14 protein-coding genes and 2 riboswitches are annotated in these 18,560 nt (G+C 70.6%); of the genes, 6 read left to right on the forward strand and 8 right to left on the reverse strand.

The window, feature by feature from the left end:
- The first annotated feature begins 3 nt into the window (after positions 1 to 3).
- The 5 genes from BOSE125_RS14965 to BOSE125_RS14985 all read left to right on the forward strand — a co-directional run bounded on the left by BOSE125_RS14965 (position 4) and on the right by BOSE125_RS14985 (position 6,907).
- The gene (locus tag BOSE125_RS14965; RefSeq protein WP_159553820.1) at positions 4 to 2,268 is read left to right on the forward strand and encodes an HtaA domain-containing protein; all 2,265 of its coding nucleotides are present in this window, start codon (positions 4 to 6) and stop codon (positions 2,266 to 2,268) included.
- A gap of 127 nt (positions 2,269 to 2,395) precedes the next feature.
- Positions 2,396 to 3,607 (forward strand): hemin ABC transporter substrate-binding protein, encoded by a 1,212-nt coding sequence (locus BOSE125_RS14970; protein WP_159553822.1) that lies wholly within the window; start codon positions 2,396 to 2,398, stop codon positions 3,605 to 3,607.
- Complete coding sequence (locus tag BOSE125_RS14975; protein ID WP_236558050.1) at positions 3,604 to 4,806, forward strand: iron ABC transporter permease; 1,203 nt, start codon at positions 3,604 to 3,606, stop codon at positions 4,804 to 4,806. The genes BOSE125_RS14970 and BOSE125_RS14975 overlap by 4 nt, the downstream gene beginning before the upstream one ends.
- On the forward strand, positions 4,806 to 5,618 hold the full coding sequence (locus tag BOSE125_RS14980) for a heme ABC transporter ATP-binding protein (RefSeq protein ID WP_159553824.1): 813 nt from the start codon (positions 4,806 to 4,808) through the stop codon (positions 5,616 to 5,618). The genes BOSE125_RS14975 and BOSE125_RS14980 overlap by 1 nt, the downstream gene beginning before the upstream one ends.
- Positions 5,619 to 5,653: 35 nt before the next feature.
- Positions 5,654 to 6,907: a siderophore-interacting protein gene (locus BOSE125_RS14985; protein ID WP_159553826.1), complete on the forward strand. Its 1,254-nt coding sequence runs from the start codon at positions 5,654 to 5,656 to the stop codon at positions 6,905 to 6,907.
- Between the two features lie 137 nt (positions 6,908 to 7,044).
- Here the strand turns inward: BOSE125_RS14985 and BOSE125_RS14990 are convergent, their stop codons facing one another.
- The gene (locus BOSE125_RS14990) at positions 7,045 to 9,228 is read right to left on the reverse strand and encodes an AMP-binding protein (RefSeq protein ID WP_159553828.1); all 2,184 of its coding nucleotides are present in this window, start codon (positions 9,226 to 9,228) and stop codon (positions 7,045 to 7,047) included.
- Between the two features lie 12 nt (positions 9,229 to 9,240).
- A riboswitch (SAM riboswitch) is annotated at positions 9,241 to 9,360 on the reverse strand.
- Between the two features lie 115 nt (positions 9,361 to 9,475).
- Between BOSE125_RS14990 and BOSE125_RS14995 the strand changes: the two genes are divergently transcribed.
- Positions 9,476 to 11,164 (forward strand): sodium:proton antiporter, encoded by a 1,689-nt coding sequence (locus tag BOSE125_RS14995; protein WP_159553830.1) that lies wholly within the window; start codon positions 9,476 to 9,478, stop codon positions 11,162 to 11,164.
- Positions 11,165 to 11,223: 59 nt separating this feature from the next.
- On the opposite strand, the gene BOSE125_RS15000 is transcribed toward BOSE125_RS14995, so the two are convergent.
- The 7 genes from BOSE125_RS15000 to map all read right to left on the reverse strand — a co-directional run bounded on the left by BOSE125_RS15000 (position 11,224) and on the right by map (position 18,540).
- A complete protein-coding gene (locus BOSE125_RS15000) occupies positions 11,224 to 11,967 on the reverse strand; it encodes a GNAT family N-acetyltransferase (protein ID WP_159553832.1) in 744 nt (247 codons plus the stop codon).
- Positions 11,968 to 12,021: 54 nt separating this feature from the next.
- On the reverse strand, positions 12,022 to 13,677 hold the full coding sequence (locus BOSE125_RS15005; RefSeq protein WP_159553834.1) for a sodium:solute symporter: 1,656 nt from the start codon (positions 13,675 to 13,677) through the stop codon (positions 12,022 to 12,024).
- The gene (locus tag BOSE125_RS15010; protein ID WP_159553836.1) at positions 13,674 to 14,390 is read right to left on the reverse strand and encodes an OsmC family protein; all 717 of its coding nucleotides are present in this window, start codon (positions 14,388 to 14,390) and stop codon (positions 13,674 to 13,676) included. Before BOSE125_RS15010 ends, BOSE125_RS15005 begins: the two co-directional genes overlap by 4 nt.
- 96 nt (positions 14,391 to 14,486) lie before the next feature.
- Positions 14,487 to 15,404 (reverse strand): ABC transporter permease, encoded by a 918-nt coding sequence (locus tag BOSE125_RS15015; protein ID WP_236558052.1) that lies wholly within the window; start codon positions 15,402 to 15,404, stop codon positions 14,487 to 14,489.
- Positions 15,401 to 16,420, reverse strand: coding sequence for an aliphatic sulfonate ABC transporter substrate-binding protein (locus BOSE125_RS15020; protein ID WP_159553838.1), 1,020 nt, complete (start codon positions 16,418 to 16,420; stop codon positions 15,401 to 15,403). Before BOSE125_RS15020 ends, BOSE125_RS15015 begins: the two co-directional genes overlap by 4 nt.
- A gap of 156 nt (positions 16,421 to 16,576) precedes the next feature.
- Positions 16,577 to 17,419 carry an ABC transporter ATP-binding protein gene (locus tag BOSE125_RS15025; RefSeq protein WP_201301220.1) on the reverse strand — a complete coding sequence of 281 codons (843 nt, stop codon included), beginning with the start codon at positions 17,417 to 17,419 and terminating at the stop codon, positions 16,577 to 16,579.
- Positions 17,413 to 17,524, reverse strand: a riboswitch (SAM riboswitch). Its footprint overlaps the gene before it by 7 nt.
- Before the next feature lie 233 nt (positions 17,525 to 17,757).
- A complete protein-coding gene (gene map / locus BOSE125_RS15030; protein ID WP_159553840.1) occupies positions 17,758 to 18,540 on the reverse strand; it encodes a type I methionyl aminopeptidase in 783 nt (260 codons plus the stop codon).
- Between the last annotated feature and the right edge of the window lie 20 nt (positions 18,541 to 18,560).

The following is an 18,560-nucleotide window of genomic DNA, read 5'->3' on the forward strand; positions in this document are numbered from 1 at the left end:
TCCATGAAGACCCCCATTCACCGACGCGTCCTGCGCTGGGTGGCCATGGCCACCGCAGTGCTGCTCGCCTCTTTCGGGCTCACGGCTCTGCCCGCCAGCGCCGCCCCCACCGTCTCCATCACCGAGGTTCCCGACGGCGGCGGCCAGGTCACCGTCTCGGGTTCCGGTTTCTCGTCCGAGGCCCCCGGCATCTACCTCGGCATCGGCCCCAGCGGCCTGCCCGGCTTCTACCAGGGCAGCGGCAGCCTTCTGGAGGACCAGACCGTCTACGTCAGCCCCACCGCTGAGGTGGGCGACTCCGAGATGGGCCGTACTGAGCGGATGCAGGCCGACGGCACCTTCACCTTCACGACCACGCTGCCCACCGAGCCCGAAGGTGGTCTGGCCGCCTACACCTCGAAGGCCCATGGTCAGGGCTTCGCCGATCCCTCACAGAACTCCATCACCTCGCTCACGTACGCAGAGCCGGCCCCGGCCGTCCCGCCGACGCTGACCGCCACGGAGGTGCCCGCGGCCGGCGGTGAGGTCGCGGTGACCGGCACCAATTTCTCCACGGAGGGCCCCGGCGTCTACCTGGGCGTGGCCCCGACCTCCGCCGGCGGTTTCTACGCCGCCTCGAACTCAGGGGCCATCAGCCAGGCTGACACGGTGTTCGTCCCCGCTGCGCGGATCTCCGCCGAGGGTTCCTTCACGGTCACCCTCACGGCCCCCGCAGGCGACGGCACCTCGTACTCCGTGTTCTCTTCCAAGGCCCATGGCCAAGGCGTCGGCGACCCGTCCCAGGACGCCGGCGTCGTGTTGGAGTTCGCCCCCGCTCCGACTCCGGAGCCGACGCCGGAACCCACGCCGACCCCGACGGATGAGCCGTCCACTCCGACCCCGACGCCGACGCCGACCCCGAGTGATGAGCCGTCCACCCCGGCTCCGACGCCGACGCCGACGGAGCCGTCCACCCCGGCTCCGACGCCGACGCCGACGGAGCCGTCCACCCCGGCTCCGGACAACGGCGCCCCCCGGGTCACCGCCTCCGCACCGGACAACGGCACGGTCACCGTCAATGGCGCGGGCTTCTCCACCGCGGCGCCCGGCATCTACGTGGGACTCGGCGAGGCCGGACAGGCCGGCTTCTACCAGGCCTCCTCCGCTGGCGTCCTCGTGGAGGGGCAGACCGTGGCCGTTGCCACGGAATACGAGAACGGGTCGATCGACATGGGCCGCACCGCCAAGCTCAACGCGGACGGCTCGTTCTCCCTGTCGGTGACCCTGCCCTCCGGCGCTGATGCCTCCGACTATGCGATCTACACGTCGAAGGCCCACGGCCAGGGGCGCACGGACACCTCCCAGGACGTGATCGTGCGGCTGTCCAACAGCGCGCCCTCGGAAGGCTCCGGCACCCCCGGTGCCGGTGAGGACAACAGCGGCGCCACCCCGGCACCGGTCCCGACGTCCCCGAATGCCTCCGGCGGCCAGGGGGCCGGCAGCGGGACCGGCAACTCGACCGACAACGGCGGCGACGACCAGCTTGCGGCGGCTGACACCAAGCCGGTCTACAAGACCGTCTGCGCGGCCAACGAGGTATCCGGTGCCACCCTGAACTGGGGGCTCAAGTCCTCCTTCCGCAACTACATCCGCGGCGGCATCGCCCAGGGCGGCTGGACCCTCGGCGGCGGCGCGTCCTACGCGGGCAGCTCCTTCACCTTCGGTGGCGGCAATGGCTCCTATGCCAAGGACTCCCGCACCGGCACCGTGACCTTCGGCGGTTCCGTGCACTTCACCGGGCATGACGGCGTGCTGGACATGAACCTGTCCAACCTCCGGTTCCGTCAAACGAGCCCCTCGTCCGCGGAGATCGTCGCGGACGTGAAGTCCTCGTCCATGGAGGGCGACGGCTTCAGCCGCAGCAACGTCACCTTCGCCACCGTGAACACCTCGAACCTGTCCGTCGGTCAGAACAGCATCTCGCTCAACGGTGCCAGTGCCACCCTGACGGCTTCCGGGGCGGAGGCCTTCGCGGGCTTCTACGAGGCCGGTACCGCGCTGGATCCGATCAGTGTGACCTTGCCGTTGGGCGAGGGCACGGACTGCCAGCAGGTCCTGGTCAAGGACGGAACCGGCCAGTACGCCACCGGTCAGGAGCCCGGCTCGGTGCAGCTGGCCTCCACCGGCGCTGAGACCACCGGGCTGATCGCAGCGGGCGGCGGGCTTCTTGCCCTCGGCGCTCTGGCCCTGGTCCTGGCCCGCCGTCAGCAGGGCAGCCACGCCGCCTGAATCGGCGACGTGGTGGAGTTGACCACCACCCCATTCGGTCCGCCTGCCGCGCGCGGCAGGCGGACCGGAACCACACCTGACACGGTCGGGCCCCAGATCCTCTGGGGCTCGGCTTAGGACTTCCACCATGACTTCCATCAATTCCTCCCGGCAGACCCGGCCCACCGGCCGGCGTCGCGCCCTGGCCGGAACGATGACCGCCACCCTGCTGGCCACCACCCTGGTCCTGACCGGCTGTGGCGCCGCCGGCGCCCCCACGGACGCTGCCACCTCCGGCTCCGCCACGGCGGTGTCGAGTCCCGCCGGCAATAGTGGGACCAGCGCCACCAGCGGACCCTCCGCTTCCTCTGCCGCAGACGCCTCTGCCGACGAAGAGCCCGCGCTCGACCTGCCGGATCCCGCCAGCATCGAGGGCCCCTCCTCGGCCGAGACCGTCGCCGAGATCCAGCCGATCGGGAACCCCCAGGCACCCGAGCTGCCCGTCACCGTCACGGACCACGACGGCCAGGACGTCACGATCGAGAGCACGGACCGGATCCTCGCGCTCGACCTCTACGGCACCTTCTCGGACATCGTGACCGGCCTCGGCCTCGGCGACCGGCTGGTGGGGCGGACCTCCTCGGACACCTCGTCCGCCATGGCGGAGCTGCCCCTGGTCACCTCCGGCGGACACGACCTCAACGCCGAGGCCATCCTGTCCCTGCGTCCGACCGTCGTGCTGGCTGATACCACCCTCGGCCCGCCCGAGGTGTACGACCAGCTCCGCTCCGCCGGCATCACCCTGGTGATGTTCGACCCGGACCGCAGTCTGGAGACCAACGAGGACATGATGGCCCGCATCGCCCAGGCCCTCGGCGTCCCGGCGGCCGGCGAGGCCCTGATCGAGCGCTATGACGCCGAGATGGAGACAGCCCAGGCCCGGATCGACGCCCTGGTGCCGGACGACGAGGCGGACCTGGTCAGCGCCGCGATCCTCTACGTGCGGGGGACCGCCGGCATCTTCTTCGTCATGGGCAGCGACTCCGGCGGCGACGTGGTGGAGAGCGTGGGTGCGCTCAATTCCGCCGAACAGGCCGGCATCACCGGCACCAAGCCGGCCAACGCCGAGGCGCTGGCCGCGCTGAACCCGGACGTCATCCTCGTCATGGCCGACGGCCTGGAGTCGACCGGTGGACTCGCCGGCCTGCTGGAGCGTCCCGGAGTCGCCCAGACCGCCGCCGGGCAGAAGCAGCGCGTCGTGGACGTCCCGGACGGACAGCTGATGTCCTACGGACCCCAGACACCCCAGGCGCTCGTGGCCCTGGCCGAGGCCGTATACAACCCCGAGGGCGCCCAGTGACCATCTCGGAGACCCGCCGGGACGCCGCCGCGGAGAGTGCGTCGCCAGGACGGTCCCTGTCCACGGTGAACGCCACGGCGCCCGACGGCGGCGCACCCACCGGGGGCGGCCGCGGAACCCTGCCCGGTGCGGACGGCTCCCGCGCGGCCAGGGGCACCCGGCCGCACTCCGCGGCGCGGACCGCGGTGACCGGCGTCGTGCTGCTGGTGCTGCTGCTGGCCGTGCTGGTGCTCTCCGCCGGGGCCGGACAGTTCCCCACCGCCCCGGCCGAGGTGATCGGCTCGGTCTGGCGTGCGGTGACCGGCTCCTCGTCGGCCACCCCGGACGAGACGCTGCTGGACTCCACCCTGTGGAACATCCGCTTCCCGCGGCTGCTGCTCGGGGTGATTGTGGGTGCCGCCCTCGGGGTGGCCGGGGCCCTGATGCAGGGCGTGTTCAGCAACCCGCTGGCCGAGCCCGGGATCATCGGCGTGAGCTCCGGTGCCGCCGTGGGCGCCTGCGTGGTCATCGTGTTCGGGCTGACCGCCGCCGGCGGATGGGTGCTGCCGCTGGCTGCCTTCCTCGGCGGGATGCTGGTCACCTGGCTCGTCTACCTGCTGGCCACGTCCGGCAACCGGGCCATGGTGCTGACGCTGGTGCTGACCGGCATCGCCGTCAACGCCGTGGCCGGCGCCATCATGTCCTTCCTCGTCTTCCTCGGGGACACCGCCAGCCGCGAGCAGATCGTGTTCTGGCAGATGGGCTCCCTGAACGGTGCCACCTGGACCGCGGTGGGCACGGCCGGGATCGTGTTCCTGCTGGGCGTCGTCGTGGCCATGACCCTCCGCAGCCAGCTGGACCTGCTCTCCCTCGGCGAGAGGCCCGCCCAGCATGCCGGTGTGAACGTGGGGCGGCTGCGCGTGGTGTCCATCGTCGCCGTGGCCGTGCTGACCTCCGCCGCCGTGGCCTACGCCGGGCACATCAGCTTCGTGGGGTTGGTGGTCCCGCACGCCCTGCGGCTCGTCATCGGCCCCTCCCACCGGGGACTCATCCCGCTCTCCGCCCTGGGCGGGGCCATGTTGCTCTCCCTCGCGGACGTGGCCGCGCGCACCGTCATCCCCTTCGCGGACATGCCGATCGGCATCTTCACCGCCGTGGTCGGAGGACCAGTGTTCTTCATCCTGTTGCGTCAGTCCCTCAAGAAGCAGGGGACTCTTTGATGCTCGAGGCACAGGACGTCCACGTGGAGATCAACGGACGCCAGATCCTGCACGGGGTCGGCGTGGATATGCGTCCCGGCGAGGTCACCGTGGTGATCGGACCCAACGGCGCCGGCAAGTCCACCCTGTTCTCCGTGCTCTCCGGGGACATCCAGCCCAGCCGGGGTGCCGTCAGCTTGGATGGGACCCCGGTGGCCCGGTGGAAGCCCCAGGACTCGGCCCAGCGCCGGGCCGTGATGGTTCAGGACTCCGCGGTGTCCTTCCCGTTCACCGTCCGTGAGGTCGTGGAGATGGGACGCAACGCCTGGCGGCGCACCGAACGGGCGGACCAGGACCAGGACGTGGTGGACGGAGCGATCGCCTCCGTGGGGATCGACCACCTGCAGGGGCGGACCGTCACCGTGGTGTCCGGTGGCGAACGCCAGCGCACGGCCCTGGCGAGGGTGCTGGCCCAGGAGGGCCGGACCGTGCTGCTGGACGAGCCCGTCTCCGCCATGGACATCGCCCACCAGGAACGCACCCTGATGCTCTGCCGTGAGCTGGCAGCGCAGGGTGCCGCGGTCGCCGTCGTGCTCCATGACCTGGACTCCGCCGCCGTGTACGGGGACCGGATCGTGGTGCTGGACCAGGGACGCGTGGTGGCGGACGGGCCCGCTGCCGAGGTCTGCACCGCGGAGCTGCTCAGTGAGGTCTACGGGACACCGATCCAGGTGCTCGAGCTGGACGGTGTGACCCGCGTGCTGCCGGACCGGTCCGGGGCGCGGCGGCTGGCGGACGCGCCTATCGGCTCCTCGGCGCAGACCCTAGGCTGAACTGGAGGCACGATGACGTGCCACAGGAAGGACCCATGGGCAGCACAGACGAGAATGTCCCGACGGCAGAGAGCCCGGAGACGGCGAGCGCGGCGGCAGGGAATCCAGCGGCACCGAGCGCGGCGACGGGACCGGCGGCAGGGAGTGGCCGGCCGGCGGGCGGGAGTTCCGAGCCGAATGCCGCAGAAGCGTACGAGCGGTACCGTGCGGCCCGGGAACGCTATGCCGTGGCCAAGTATGAGTACAAGGCGGCGCAGTACGCCCTGAAGGCAGCCCGATTGCGCGAGCAGGTGGCGGCCGGCGGCACCGTGAGCAAGCGCGGGAAGCGGGACAAGTATGGCAAGCACGGCAAGGACGACCACCACCACCGCAGGAGCCACCGGCATGGCGTGCGCCAGGAGCGCAGCGACGACGGCCAGTACGGCCAGTACGGCCACGCGGATGGCGATGTCCGGGACGGCGTGACGGGGCACGGGGCGCTGGGGCCCGTGGAGACCCGTGATTCGTCGGACCGCCGCAAGGGCAGGCAGGTGGTCCTGGACGTGGTCTCCACCGAGCGGCTGGGGGAGCACTTCCAGAGGCTGACCCTCGGGGGACGGGGGTTCGCCGACTTCCGGGACAACCACTTCACGGACAAGTACGTGAAGATCCTCTTCGTTGACCCGGCCCTGGGTCTGACCCCGCCCTACGACGTGCAGGCGCTGCGCAAGTCACTGCCGAAGCACCAGCGCCCTGTCCGCCGCACCTACACGGTGCACTCGGTGGACGACGAGGCCGGGACCGTGGTGATCGACTTCGTGCTGCACGGGGATTCCGGGGTGGCCGGGCCGTGGGCCGCGGCGGCGCAGGTGGGAGATCCGGTGGCCTTCGCCGGCCCGGGCGGCAAGTACGCCCCGGACCCGACCGCCGACGCTCACCTGCTCGTGGGGGATGAATCGGCCCTGCCCGCGATCTCCGCCGCGCTCGCCGCGTTGCCGGATGGTGCCGTGGGGCAGGCCTTCATCGAGGTGGGCGGACCCGCCGACGAATGGGAACTGACGGTGCCCTCAGGTGTCGAGGTGACGTGGCTGCACCGGGGCGGTGAGTACCGGCTCGGGCGCTCGCAGCTGGCGGCCACCGTGGAGGGGATCGGCAGGTCCGAGTGGCCCGCCGGCCGGGTGCACGCCTTCGTCCACGGGGAGAAGTCCATGGTCAAGCGCCTGCGCCGGCATCTGACCGAGGAGCGCGGCGTGGACCGCAGGATGCTGTCCCTGTCCTCGTACTGGACCTACGGCCAGGCCGACGACTGACAGCTGCGGGCCGCGTGCAGGGCGACGGCGCCCCGCACCCTGGGTGGTCAATTCCGGTGGCGATCCGGCGCGGATCCGCGACGGGATCTGACCACCCAGCGGAGGGGTTGCAGGGTCACCGGGAGGTCACCGCGGAGTCACCGGGCTGGAGTCTGCCCTGACGGTGATCGACCGGCCATGACGTCGGCGATCTGCCCGACGCACGGCTCGTTCTGTAGGGACGTGGTGTCCCCCAGGGCGGTGCCCTCGTAGAGCTGGGTCAGCAGTCGCCGCATGATCTTGCCGGATCGCGTCTTCGGCACGTCCGGCACGAAGACCACCTCCCGCGGCTTGGCCACCGGGCCGATCACCGTGCCCACGTGGCGGCGCAATGCCTCCGCCGGGGTGCAGTCCTCCGGCACGGCAGCCCCGCCCCCCTCGGCGTAGCCCGCGTGGGCCACCACGAAGGCGACGGCGGCGTGCCCGGTCTTGGCATCCGGCACGGGGCAGACGCCGGCCTCCACCACGCCGGGGTGGGAGACCAGTGCCGACTCGATCTCGATGGTGGACAGGCGGTGGCCGGAGATGTTGATGACGTCGTCGATGCGGCCCAGGATCCAGATGTCCCCGTCCTCGTCATACTTCGCGCCGTCCCCGGCCAGGAACCAGCCCTGCTCGGCGTAGTCCTTCCAATAGGAGGAGAAGTAGCGCCGTGGATTGCCCCAGACGGTGCGGGCCATGGACGGCCCGGTGCGGGTGATCACGGCCTTGCCCTGCAGGCCGGCGGCCACGGGCGCGCCGGAGTCGTCCACCACGGCCACGTCCACGCCCGGCAGCGGACGGGAACCGCAGCCGGGCTTGAACCGCTCATCGTCCTGCCGGGGGGAGAGGATGGTCGCACCGGTCTCGGACTGCCACCAGGTGTCCACCATGGGCACGCCCACGGAACCATCGCGCGGGACCTGCGCGCCGGCGTCGTTGGTCTGTTCCTGGAGTTCCCCGTCCAACGTGGACAGCCGGTCCCGGCCGATCTGCGTGCGCGCCCAGGTCCAGGCCTCCGGGTTCACGGCCTCGCCGACGGTGCCGACAAGGCGGATGGAGGACAGGTCGTAGTCCGTGGGGATGCCCTCCGGGAACCAGCCCATGAGGGAGCGCACGAGCGTCGGCGCCGTGTAGTACGAGGTCACGCCGTAACGCTCGATGACCTCGAAGTGCCGGCCCGGGTGCGGTGCGTTCGGCACCCCCTCGTAGATGACCTGGGTGACGCCGTTGGAGAGCGGCCCGTAGATCTCGTAGGTGTGGGCGGTGACCCAGGCCAGGTCCGCCGTGCACCAGTGGACGTCCTGATCCCGCGCGGTGACATCCGGGTTGGAGAACAGGTAGTCGTAGGACCAGGAGGTCTGGACCAGGTACCCGCCGGAGGTGTGCACCAGCCCCTTGGGCTGACCCGTGGTGCCGGAGGTGTACATGATGAACAGCGGCGTCTCGGCATCGAAGAACTCGGGGGTGTGGGTCTCCGGCTGGCGGTCCACGATCTCGTGCCACCAGACGTCCCGGCCCTCGACCCAGTCCACATCTGTGTGTCCGGTGCGGTTGAGCACCAGCACGTGCTCGATGTTGTTCTCACCGGAGACGGCCTCGTCCGCGTTGGCCTTGACCGGGACGGCCTTCCCACGGCGGAACTGGCCCTCGGAGGTCACCAGCAGCTTGGCGCCGGTGTCCTCCACGCGGAACTTCAGCGCCTCGGCGGAGAAGCCGCCGAACACGAGCGAGTGCACTGCGCCGATCCGGGCGCAGGCCAGGGTGATGACGATGGTCTCCACCAGCACGGGCAGGTAGACGACCACGCGGTCGCCCTTCCCGATGCCCAATTCGGTCAGCGCGTTCGCCGCCTGGCTGACCTCCTTCTGCAACTGCGCGTAGGTCACGGCGCGGCGGTCGCCGGGCTCACCCTCGAAGTACAGCGCGACCTTGTCACCGCGGCCGGCTGTCACGTGCCGGTCCACGCAGTTCACCGCGACGTTGAGGGTGCCGCCCTCGAACCATCGGATCTCCGGACCGCGCTCGGCCACCGGGTCCGGGGCCGTCCAGGAGTGGGTGTTGTTCCACGGCGTCTGCCAGTCGAGGCGGCGCGCGGCCTGGTCCCAGAAGGCGAGGCGGTCGGCCTCGTCCACCGGTTGGCCGTCGCCCAGGCCGCCGTGGAGCAGGTTCCCGGGGCGGCCTGGGTGGGCGGTGGTGTCGGCGGCGTTCAGGACAGAGCCCGGCAGGGGGCCCGGCAGCGGAGCGGGGGAGGCGCCGGTTTCGGCGGTGGTGGTGGTCGTGGTGTTCGGGGCAACAGACAAGACAGAACCTTCTTTCCATCGAATCTGGCGGTAGCACCTGGTGGCCGATGCCGAGCCCGGAAAGGGGCCGGCGTCGACCACGGGTTGCTGCGGCGTCACAGAGCCAGATCTCTCGGCCGCTCGGGATGGTCGATTCCACTGTACGTCCGGGTCCCGGGCCCGTACCAAACCGGTGAAGCCGTGCTACGGCGCCGGGATTAGTCTGGACGGGCAGTGGTGACGCCAGCCACCGGAACGGGGAGGCCCCTTGGAAGAATTCGCACTGCTGGCCGTGGCCGGCGTCCTGATCATCGTCCTCGTGTCACTCTTCGCCCCGAAGCTGGGCGTGGCCGCACCCATCCTGCTGGTCATCGTCGGCATCGGCTGCAGCCTGATCCCCGGGGCACCCAGGATCCTGCTGGAGCCGGAGTGGATCCTCATGATCGCGCTGCCGCCGATCCTCTACTCGGCCGCGGTCAACGTCCCCATCACGGATTTCCGCCGGGACCTCGAGACGATCAGCGCCTTGTCCGTCCTGCTAGTGATCGCCTCCGCCTTCGCCACCGGTTGGCTGATCTGGTGGGTGCTGCCGGACATCGGCTTCGCCGCGGCGGTGGCACTGGGGGCCGTGATCAGCCCGCCGGACGCCGTGGCTGCGACCTCCATCGGCAAGAAGCTGGGGCTGCCGCCGCGGCTGGTGATGATCCTCGAGGGGGAGGGGCTGGTCAACGACGCCACGGCGCTCGTCATGCTCCGCACCGCCATTGCCGCCACCGCCGGCAGCATCACGTTCTGGGGCGCCATCGGTGACTTCGCCTACGCGGTCATCGCGGGGGTGGCAGTCGGGCTGCTGGTCGGCGGCCTCACGGTGTGGGCCCGGTCCCGGATCCGCCAGCAGCCGGTGCTCACCACCGCGATCTCCCTGACCGTGCCGTTCCTGGCCTACATGCCGGCGGAGAACCTGCACGCCTCGGGCGTCATCGCTGTGGTGGCGGCCGGGCTGGTCACCGGCCATCAGGCGCCCAAACGCTTCAGTGCCGTGGACCGCATCACCGACCGCACCAATTGGCGGACCATCCAGTTGCTGCTGGAGAACGGCGTGTTCCTGCTGATGGGCTTCGAGATCACCTCGATCGTCGCGGATGCCGAGTCCTCCGGCCGGGGGCTGTGGATGGCCGTTGCCCTCGCGGCCGCCTGCACCGTGATCCTCTTCGGGGTCCGCATCCTGTTCGTGGTCCCGCTGATCGCGCACCTGCGGGCCCGTCAGCGCCGGATACCCGAGGTCGCCGAGCAACTGGACGCCGCCCTGGAAGCCGTCGCCGAGGGTGAGCAGGACGCCAATCCACGGCGCGCGTCGAGGCTGCAGCGGTGGCGTGCGGATGCGCAGTTCCAGGCCACCCACAGCCTCGGGTGGCGCGGTGGTGCCGTACTGGCCTGGTCCGGGATGCGCGGGGCCGTCACCCTGGCGGCGGCCCAGTCGCTGCCCTCGGACATCCCCTACCGGGCCGAGTTGATCCTGATCGCCTTCACCGTCGCCATCATCACCCTGGTGGTCCAGGGCGGCACGCTGCCCCTGCTGATCCGTGTCTTGGGCATCAAGGGCACCAGCGAGGTGGCCGAGGGCCGCGAGGTCACCCGCCTGGCCGAGGAGATCATCGCCGCCCGCCAGGCCTTCCTGGACAATCAGGCGCTGCTGCGGGAGAACGGCAAGCCCTTCGCCCCTGAGGTGCTGGAGCGGACGCGGAGCAGGGGCCTGGCCGCCACGGAGGCGCTGGCGGCCATGGTCAATGACGACGATCCGGACGGTCACGCCCAGCAGCACCGCGAATTGCGCCGCCAGCTCGTGGACGTGGAACAGTCCGTCCTGCTCGACGCGCGGGCCGGCGGCACCTACTCCTCGCACACCTTGCAACGGGCGCAGCATTTCATCGACGCGGAGTCCACGCGGATGCAGTAGCCGCGGGACGGTCCGAGCCTGGGGCGGGGGACCCCGTCCCGGCAGCGGCCGCCCTCGGCTCACGGGCGGTGGGACACCGGGGCGCGGCCCAGCTCCTCGACGGCCAGCATCCGGACGCCCTCGGGATGGCCGGCGGCCTCCAGCACGGAGCCGACGGGATACCGCTCTGGATCGGTCCCGGCCATGAACTCCTCCAGGGCTGCGGCCAGTCCGGCCTCCGGCAGCAGCCGTTGCCCGCGGACGAAGCGCTCCGGCGGGGCCAGAACGAGCAGGAGCATGCCGTAGACGGCGTCCTGCGTCTCGTCGACCGGCGGCTGGAAGTAGGGCACGTCCAGGATCTGCCCACCGAGGCGGGCGTAGAAGCGCAACCGCGCGGCCGGGTCCCCGTGGACGGGGTGGGCCTGATGATGGGTGGGGTGCTCCACCTCGGCGAGCACCACGGAGACCTCAGGGTCCGCGGTGATGCCGGCCAGCAGCCCGGCCAGCAGCGCCGTGCCCACGCCTCGTCCCCGCTGGTCGGCGCGAATGGCGACGTAGCTCAGCAGCACGGCCGGGGAGCCGGTGAAGGTGGCGGTGATGGCCACGGCCACGGGGTCGGAGGGGCCGCCGACCACGTGCACCGTGGCCGAGCCCCGGGCGACGTCCGCGAGCAGCTCCTCCACCGAGACCAACTCCCGGGGTGGGAAGTTCGGGACCAGCAGTCGCTCGTGCACCCGCGCCACGGCGGCCGGGTCCCTGACGATGTTGGTGGGCGTATCGGTGACCGGAGCCCCCATGGGCTCAGTCGGGATCAGGTCGTTCACGGGGTCCTCCTGGCGTGCGGTGGTGATGACCACGGTAGGCGAGGATTCCGCCGGTCAAGAAGCCGGCTGCGAGCGGGACGGGACGGCCTCGTCCGCGGGGTCCGGGCCGGCGTCGGGCGCTGGGGTGCCCTCGGTCAGCAGGACCGCCGCCACGAAGACCGTGATCATGGCCGCGAGCATGACCAGGCCCACCAGTCCGAACTGCACGAGCCAGGGCCACAGCGCCGCACCGGCCACCACGAGCAGCCCGGCGGCGATGATCGCGGTGACCCCGCGCTGGCGCTCCCGGCCTGGCGCCACCAGCCGCCACCGCGACTGCGCCAGGGTGACGAGCACCATGCCCAGCAGGTTGGCGGTCATGCCCACCCAGACCGGGTGCACACCCAGGAAGAAGTCGGTGGCGTGGAAGCCGGAGGCGGCGTACCAGGCCATGCCCACGCCGAATCCGGCCAGCATGGCCGTCAGCGCGGCGGACCGGGTGGCCAGCGGCCAGAAGAAGGCGGCGAGAACCGGCGCCAGAGTGGCCCCGTTGCGCAGGGTCCAGGCCATCACGTTCCACCACGCCGACTCCTCGGTGCGCAGCAGGGCGAAGACCACCATGACCACGGTCAGCCCGACCAGGGCCACGCGGGTGTAGCGGACCAGCTGACGTTCCGTGGCCGCGGGGATCAGGGCCGATCCGAGGTCCCTGCCCAGCGAGGTGGCTCCGGAGAACTGGCAGGGACCGGCCCAGCCGAGCGCGCAGGCCCACAGTCCCACGAAGAAGATCCCCGCGGCCCAGGGCGGCACCACGTCCGCGATGTACTCGGGGATGGCCACGAGCGGCAGGGCCTCGACCGGCTGCACCAGGGCGGCGGCCACACCGATGACCACGCCCAGCAGGATCAGCGGGATGCCGAGGACGGCGGCACGGTACAGGCCCCGTTGGCCGTCCTCCGGGGTGCGTGCGGACATGGACATCTGGAAGGCCGCCTGGGCCAGGGGCACGTTGATGATGAAGGTGCCGAACCAGGCCACGATCAGGGACACGCCGGCGTTGGAGAGGTCGAGCATCTCGGGTGCCTCGGCCGCGCGGGCCACGAGCCCGTCCGCCCCGCCGAAGCCCGGGTTCACGAGCAGCACCCAGATGCCGACGAGGAACATCAGCCCGATCATGATGACGTTCATGGTCTGGCTGAAGCCGACCGAGCGCATCCCGCCGCCGGAGAGGAACGCCAGCAGGACCACGGCGGTCGCGGCCACGGACAGCGGCAGGGACAGGTCCGTCACCACGTGCAGGGCAGAGGCGAACGCGATGGTGGTGGCCACGGAGTACATGGGGAACGTCAGCCCGGTGATGACCGAGCTGATGGCCTTCGCGGCCCGGCCGAAGCGATCCCCGATGATGCCGGTCACCGTCACCACGAGCTTCTCCCGCAGCGGCTTGACCAGCAGCAGCGCGATCAACAGGATCTGCACGGTCTCCGCCACGCCGTACCAGACGGCGGAGATCCCGGTCCGGTAGCTCAGTTCCACGATCGCGATGTAGGAGGAGCCGGAGAACAGCCCGGTGATGCAGAACGCCACGGTCCACGGACCGAAGGAGCGCCCGCCCACGAAGAATCCGCCCTTGCCGGTCTCCTGGCGGCGGACCATGATCCGCCCGCCGACCACGAGCCAGGCGGTGTAGACGAGGGCGAGCGCCACGGTCCAGAGTCCGGCGGCGGTCATGCGCGGGGTTCTCTGCCGGCACCGGGCACGACGTCGGCGCCCGGCTCGGGTGCACCGGGCTCGGCCGCGCTGGAGGCCTCGTGTCCGGCGTCGGCGTTCTCGCAGGTGAACACGGGCTCCGGGGCGTCCACGGGGCCGATCCGCGGCTGGTAGCCGAGGGCCCGATTGCAGGCGGCCTCGGCGTCATGGTCCACGGTCCGCCCGGCGAAGGTCCAGGCCACGGTCAGGCCCGCGCCCGCGTCCCGCAGCAGGTTCACGGCGGGACAGGAGTGCTCGACGGCGGCCGCGAAGTCCCGCAGGGCCGTGGCGTCCGTCTCGGGGGTGCCGATGGCCAGCTGCAGCCGGTAGCGGTGGAAGTAGGGCTGGACGTCCGCGGTACCGGCCAGGCCGCGGCGGTCCTGCCGGGCGAGCGAATAGGTGTTGATCCCGGTCAGCTCCAGGCCGCGCCGGGCGGCCACCTGCTCCGCGGTCACGGTGATGCAGGCATCCACCGCACCGGCGAGGTACTCCATGGGGGTGGGCCCCTGGTTGCGGCCGCCCACCGACTCGGGCTCGTCCACGGTGAACTCGAACTCGCAGACGCTCACCCGCGTCTGTTGCCGACCGGTCCACGTTCCGGCGGCGCGGAGGGTCTTCGACTCGGCGTCGAGGGGTTCTTCGCTGAAACGGGAGGGTGTTCGGGACGGTTCTCGGAAGGGCTCAGAGGAGGACACGGCCGTCATTGTAGGACCCCCAGGCGAACACCACTTTGCGGGCAGGGAACCGTACTGTTCTCTGCCCGCAAGTGATGGATCCGAACCTCGCCGGCGTCACGCCCAGCGCTTATTGGCCTTCTGCTCCACGAAACCGAGGATCGAGTCGGTGATCTTGCCGATCACGGCGAGCAGGATGATGGCGAGGACCAATCGATCCGTACGGCCATTGTTCTGCGAGTCGGTGAGCAGGAACCCCAGGCCCATGGAGGAGGCGATGAGTTCCGCGGCCACCAGGAACAGCCACGCCTGGGCGAGCGCCAGCCGCAGGCCGGAGAACACGGAGGGCACCACGGCGGGCAACTGGACGGTCCGCAGCAGGCGCAGGCCGTGATAGCCGAAGGCGCGGCCAGCCTCCACGAGGTGCGGGTCCACATGCTTGAGCGCCGCATATACGTTCGTGAAGATCGGGAAGAACGCGCCGATCACGATCAATGTCACCTTCGAGTCCTCACCGATGCCCATCCACAGGATCAGCAGAGGCACCCACGCCAGCGACGGCACCGCGCGAATCGCTCCGATCAGGGGCGCAAGCAGGGCATCGGCCCAGGTGGAGAGTCCGAGGATGGAGCCGATGAGCAGGCCGAGGACCCCGCCCATCACGAAGCCGAGCAGCACCCGCTGCACTGAGATGGCGATGTGGTGCCACAGGGATCCGTCGGCGGCCAGATCGATCCCCGCACTGACCACCGAGGCCGGCGAGGGAAGCTGCACCGGCGAGAACAAGCCGGCAGCCGTCGCAGCCCACCAGGCGACGACCAGCACCACGGGCAGCAGAAGCCCGACGACGGCCCGGCCGGCCGGGGTGCCCAAGATCCCGCGGGTGCCCCGGCCGGTGGCGGGACCACCGCCGTTCCGGGAGCTCGAGCCGTAACCCCGGCCGGCCGGCGTCGAGCCCCGGTTGCGGCGCCCCGCCACCTCGTCAGCCCTATGCGATGCCGGGGTCAGGTGTTCGGGGGAGACGAGGGAGCTCACTGCGTGGCTTCTTCGGCGAACGAGGGCTCGAGGAGTTCGGCGAGGGCCTTGTCCACGTTCTCCTGGCTGGCCACGTCACCGGTTTCCACCAGGATCGGGCCGACGACCTCAAGGACGTCCAGTTGTTCCTGGCCGGGGACCGGGTCCACGTCCAGGTTGGAACGCTCCTCGATGACGATGGTGGCCACGTCTTGCTCGAGGCCGGCCACCTCGGCGAGGATCGACGCGGTCTCCTCTGGGTTCTCGAGGGCCCACTCACGGGCCTGCTCGTAGACGTCCACCACCGTTTGAGCCAGCTCGGGGGATTCCTCGAGGAAGGACTCCGTGGCGTTGAGGAAGCCGTAGGTGTTGAAGTCGACGTTGCGGTAGAACAGCTCGGCACCCTCGGCCTCGGCCCCGGCCATGATCGGGTCCAGCCCGGACCAGGCGTCCACGGATCCGTTGTTCAGGGCGGCGTTGCCGTCGGCATGCTGGAGGTTCTGCACGGTGACGTCGGATTCGTCCACGCCGGCCTCGCCGAGGGCCTGGATGAGGAAGAAGTAGGGGTCGGTGCCCTTGGTGGCCGCCACGTTCTTGCCGACCAGGTCCGTGACCTCGGTGATGTCCGAATCGGCGGAGGTGACCAGGGCGGCCCACTCCGGCTGGGAGTAGAGGCTGATGGTCTTGATCGGGGTGCCGTTGGCGCGGTTGAGCAGGGCGGCGGAGCCGGCCGTTGAGCCCACGTCGATGGCCTCGGCACGCAGGGCCTCGTTGGCCTTGTTGGAACCCGCGGACTGGATCCAGTTGACGCTGACGCCTTCGTCGGAGAGCTCCTCCTCCAGCCAGCCCTTCTCCTTGATGACCAGGGAGAGCGGATTGTAGGTGGCGTAGTCGATGTTCAGCTCGCCACCCTCGGCACCACCGCCGGCACCGGCTTCGGCGGCCTCACCACCAGATCCCTCGCCGGCCACGCAACCGGTGAGGGCGAGAGCCGCGATGGCGAGGGTGGCGGCGGACAGGGTGATTCGTGAGCGCATGGGGTGCCTTTCGAAGGGTGCGGTGCTTCCCGGGCCGGCAGGGGTTGTGGCGCGGGGCAATTGGTCGGGTACAGCGGGTACAGAGGGGGGCGTGCAGAAAGGGCCGTGCGACGTGGAGGCGGGGGATGCTCGCAGCGGTGCCCTGGCCGGGTCCGGCTAGTGGCGGTGGGCGTCCACGCCCAGTCCGGCCAACAATTCGGATCGGAGCCGGGCCAGTTCGGCCGAACCCCGATCCCGAGGCCGTTGACCGGGGACGGTGACCATCGTGCGGGTGGTGGCACCGGGGGCCGCGCCCGGGGCGGGGTCCTGGCCGAGCAGCAGGATCCGGTCGGCCAGCTGGAGCGCCTCGTCCACGTCATGGGTGACGAGCAGGACCGTGGTGGCGGTCTTGGCATGGATGTCCAGCAACAGGTCCTGCATCCGCAATCGCGTCAAAGCATCGAGCGCGCCGAAGGGCTCGTCCAATAGCAGGACGCCAGGACGCCGGGCCAGGGCACGAGCCAGCGAGGTTCGCTGGGCCATGCCGCCGGAGACCTCCCGGGGCCGAAGGGTGGCGTGTTCGGCCAGGCCCACCAGTTCCAACAATCGGTCGACGCTCTCGCGGCCCTCCGCGCGGCCCGTGTTCGGGGGCAAGCCCAGGGCCACGTTCTGGTGGATGGTGCGCCAGGGCATGAGGCGGGGCTCCTGGAACCCGACTGCGGTGCGGGAGTCGTAGGGCCGGACGGCGGACCCGCCGACCAGGATCTGCCCCGTGTTGCCGGTGTCCAGGCCGCCCACGGCCCGCAACAGGGTGGACTTGCCGCAGCCGGAGGCACCGATGATGGCCAGGACCTCGCCCGGCTCCACGGTGAGGTTGATGTCTCGCAAGACGGTGCGTGCGCCGGCGGCGGCCGGAAAGGACCGGCCGACATCGCGGAACTCCACCGCCAGGCTGGTGGTCGAGGCCGGCGGCGCCGTCAGGACGCTGGAACCGGGCAGGGACTCGGCAAGGGCAGTCACCGTGAATCACGCTCCATCGGCTCTGGCATGAGCACCTTCCCGGAGAAACGCGGGAGGTTGCTGCGGCGTCACGGAGCCAGATCTCTCGGCCGCTCTGGATGGTTGATTCATCCAGTGAAGCAGAACACGCGGTATCCATGTCAAGCGCGGAACAGCCCACGAATCCCGAGTTCACCGGCGTCGAGGGGCTGTACGGCGGTGTTTTCCCCGTCCCTGTTGCCTACTCTGCCGCAGATCGCTTGACGTCATGGTGCGTCATATGGGGGCACTTTCGAAGCCGATGTCGGCCCAGCGGCTGCGAGCAGGGGCTGCAGGACGAAATGTGACGTCAGAGGGATTCAATCCCGCACGGGAGAAGGCACCGTGATGATCTCGGCACCGTCCTCGGTGATGGCGATCGTGTGTTCGCTGTGCGCCGTGCGGCAGCCGGTCGCGCTGCGGAGCGTCCATCCGTCGGCATCCGTGACGAGTCGATCGGTGTCCACCATGGCCCACGGCTCCAGGGCGAGGAGCAGTCCGGGGCGAAGGACGTAGCCGCGCCCGGGCCGCCCGGTGTTGGGGACGTGAGGGTCCTGGTGCATCGTGGAGCCGATGCCGTGGCCGCCGAACTCGGTGTTGACCGCGAACCCGGCCTCGCTGAGGACAGAGCCGATGGCGTGGGAGAGGTCGCCGATGCGTGCTCCGGGCCCGGCCGCGGCGATCCCTGCGGCCAGGGCGCGCTCCGTGGTCTCGATCAAGGTGACGCTCTCGGCGGGGCGGGCATCGCCGACGATGAAGCTGATGGCGGCATCGGCGGCGATGCCGCGCAGGGTGACCGCGAGGTCGAGGGTCAGCAGGTCGCCGTCGGCCAGTGTGTAGTCATGTGGTTTGCCGTGCAGCACGGCGTCGTTGACAGCCGTGCAGATGTAGTGCCCGAAGGGCCCCCGCCCGAAGGAGGGCTCGTAGTCGACGTAGCAGGAGGTTGCCCCGGCCTCGATGATCAGGACGCGGGCCCATTCGTTGATTTCCAGGAGATTCGTGCCGATGGCGGCCCTGCTCCTCAGGGCTTGGAGAATCTCGGCGACGAGGGCGCCGGAGTCACGGGCCCGATCCAGCTCGGCGGGGGTCAGGATTTCAATCATGCGCTGCCTTTTCACGGGAC

Source organism: Citricoccus sp. K5, from assembly GCF_902506195.1.
Lineage (GTDB): Bacteria > Actinomycetota > Actinomycetes > Actinomycetales > Micrococcaceae > Citricoccus.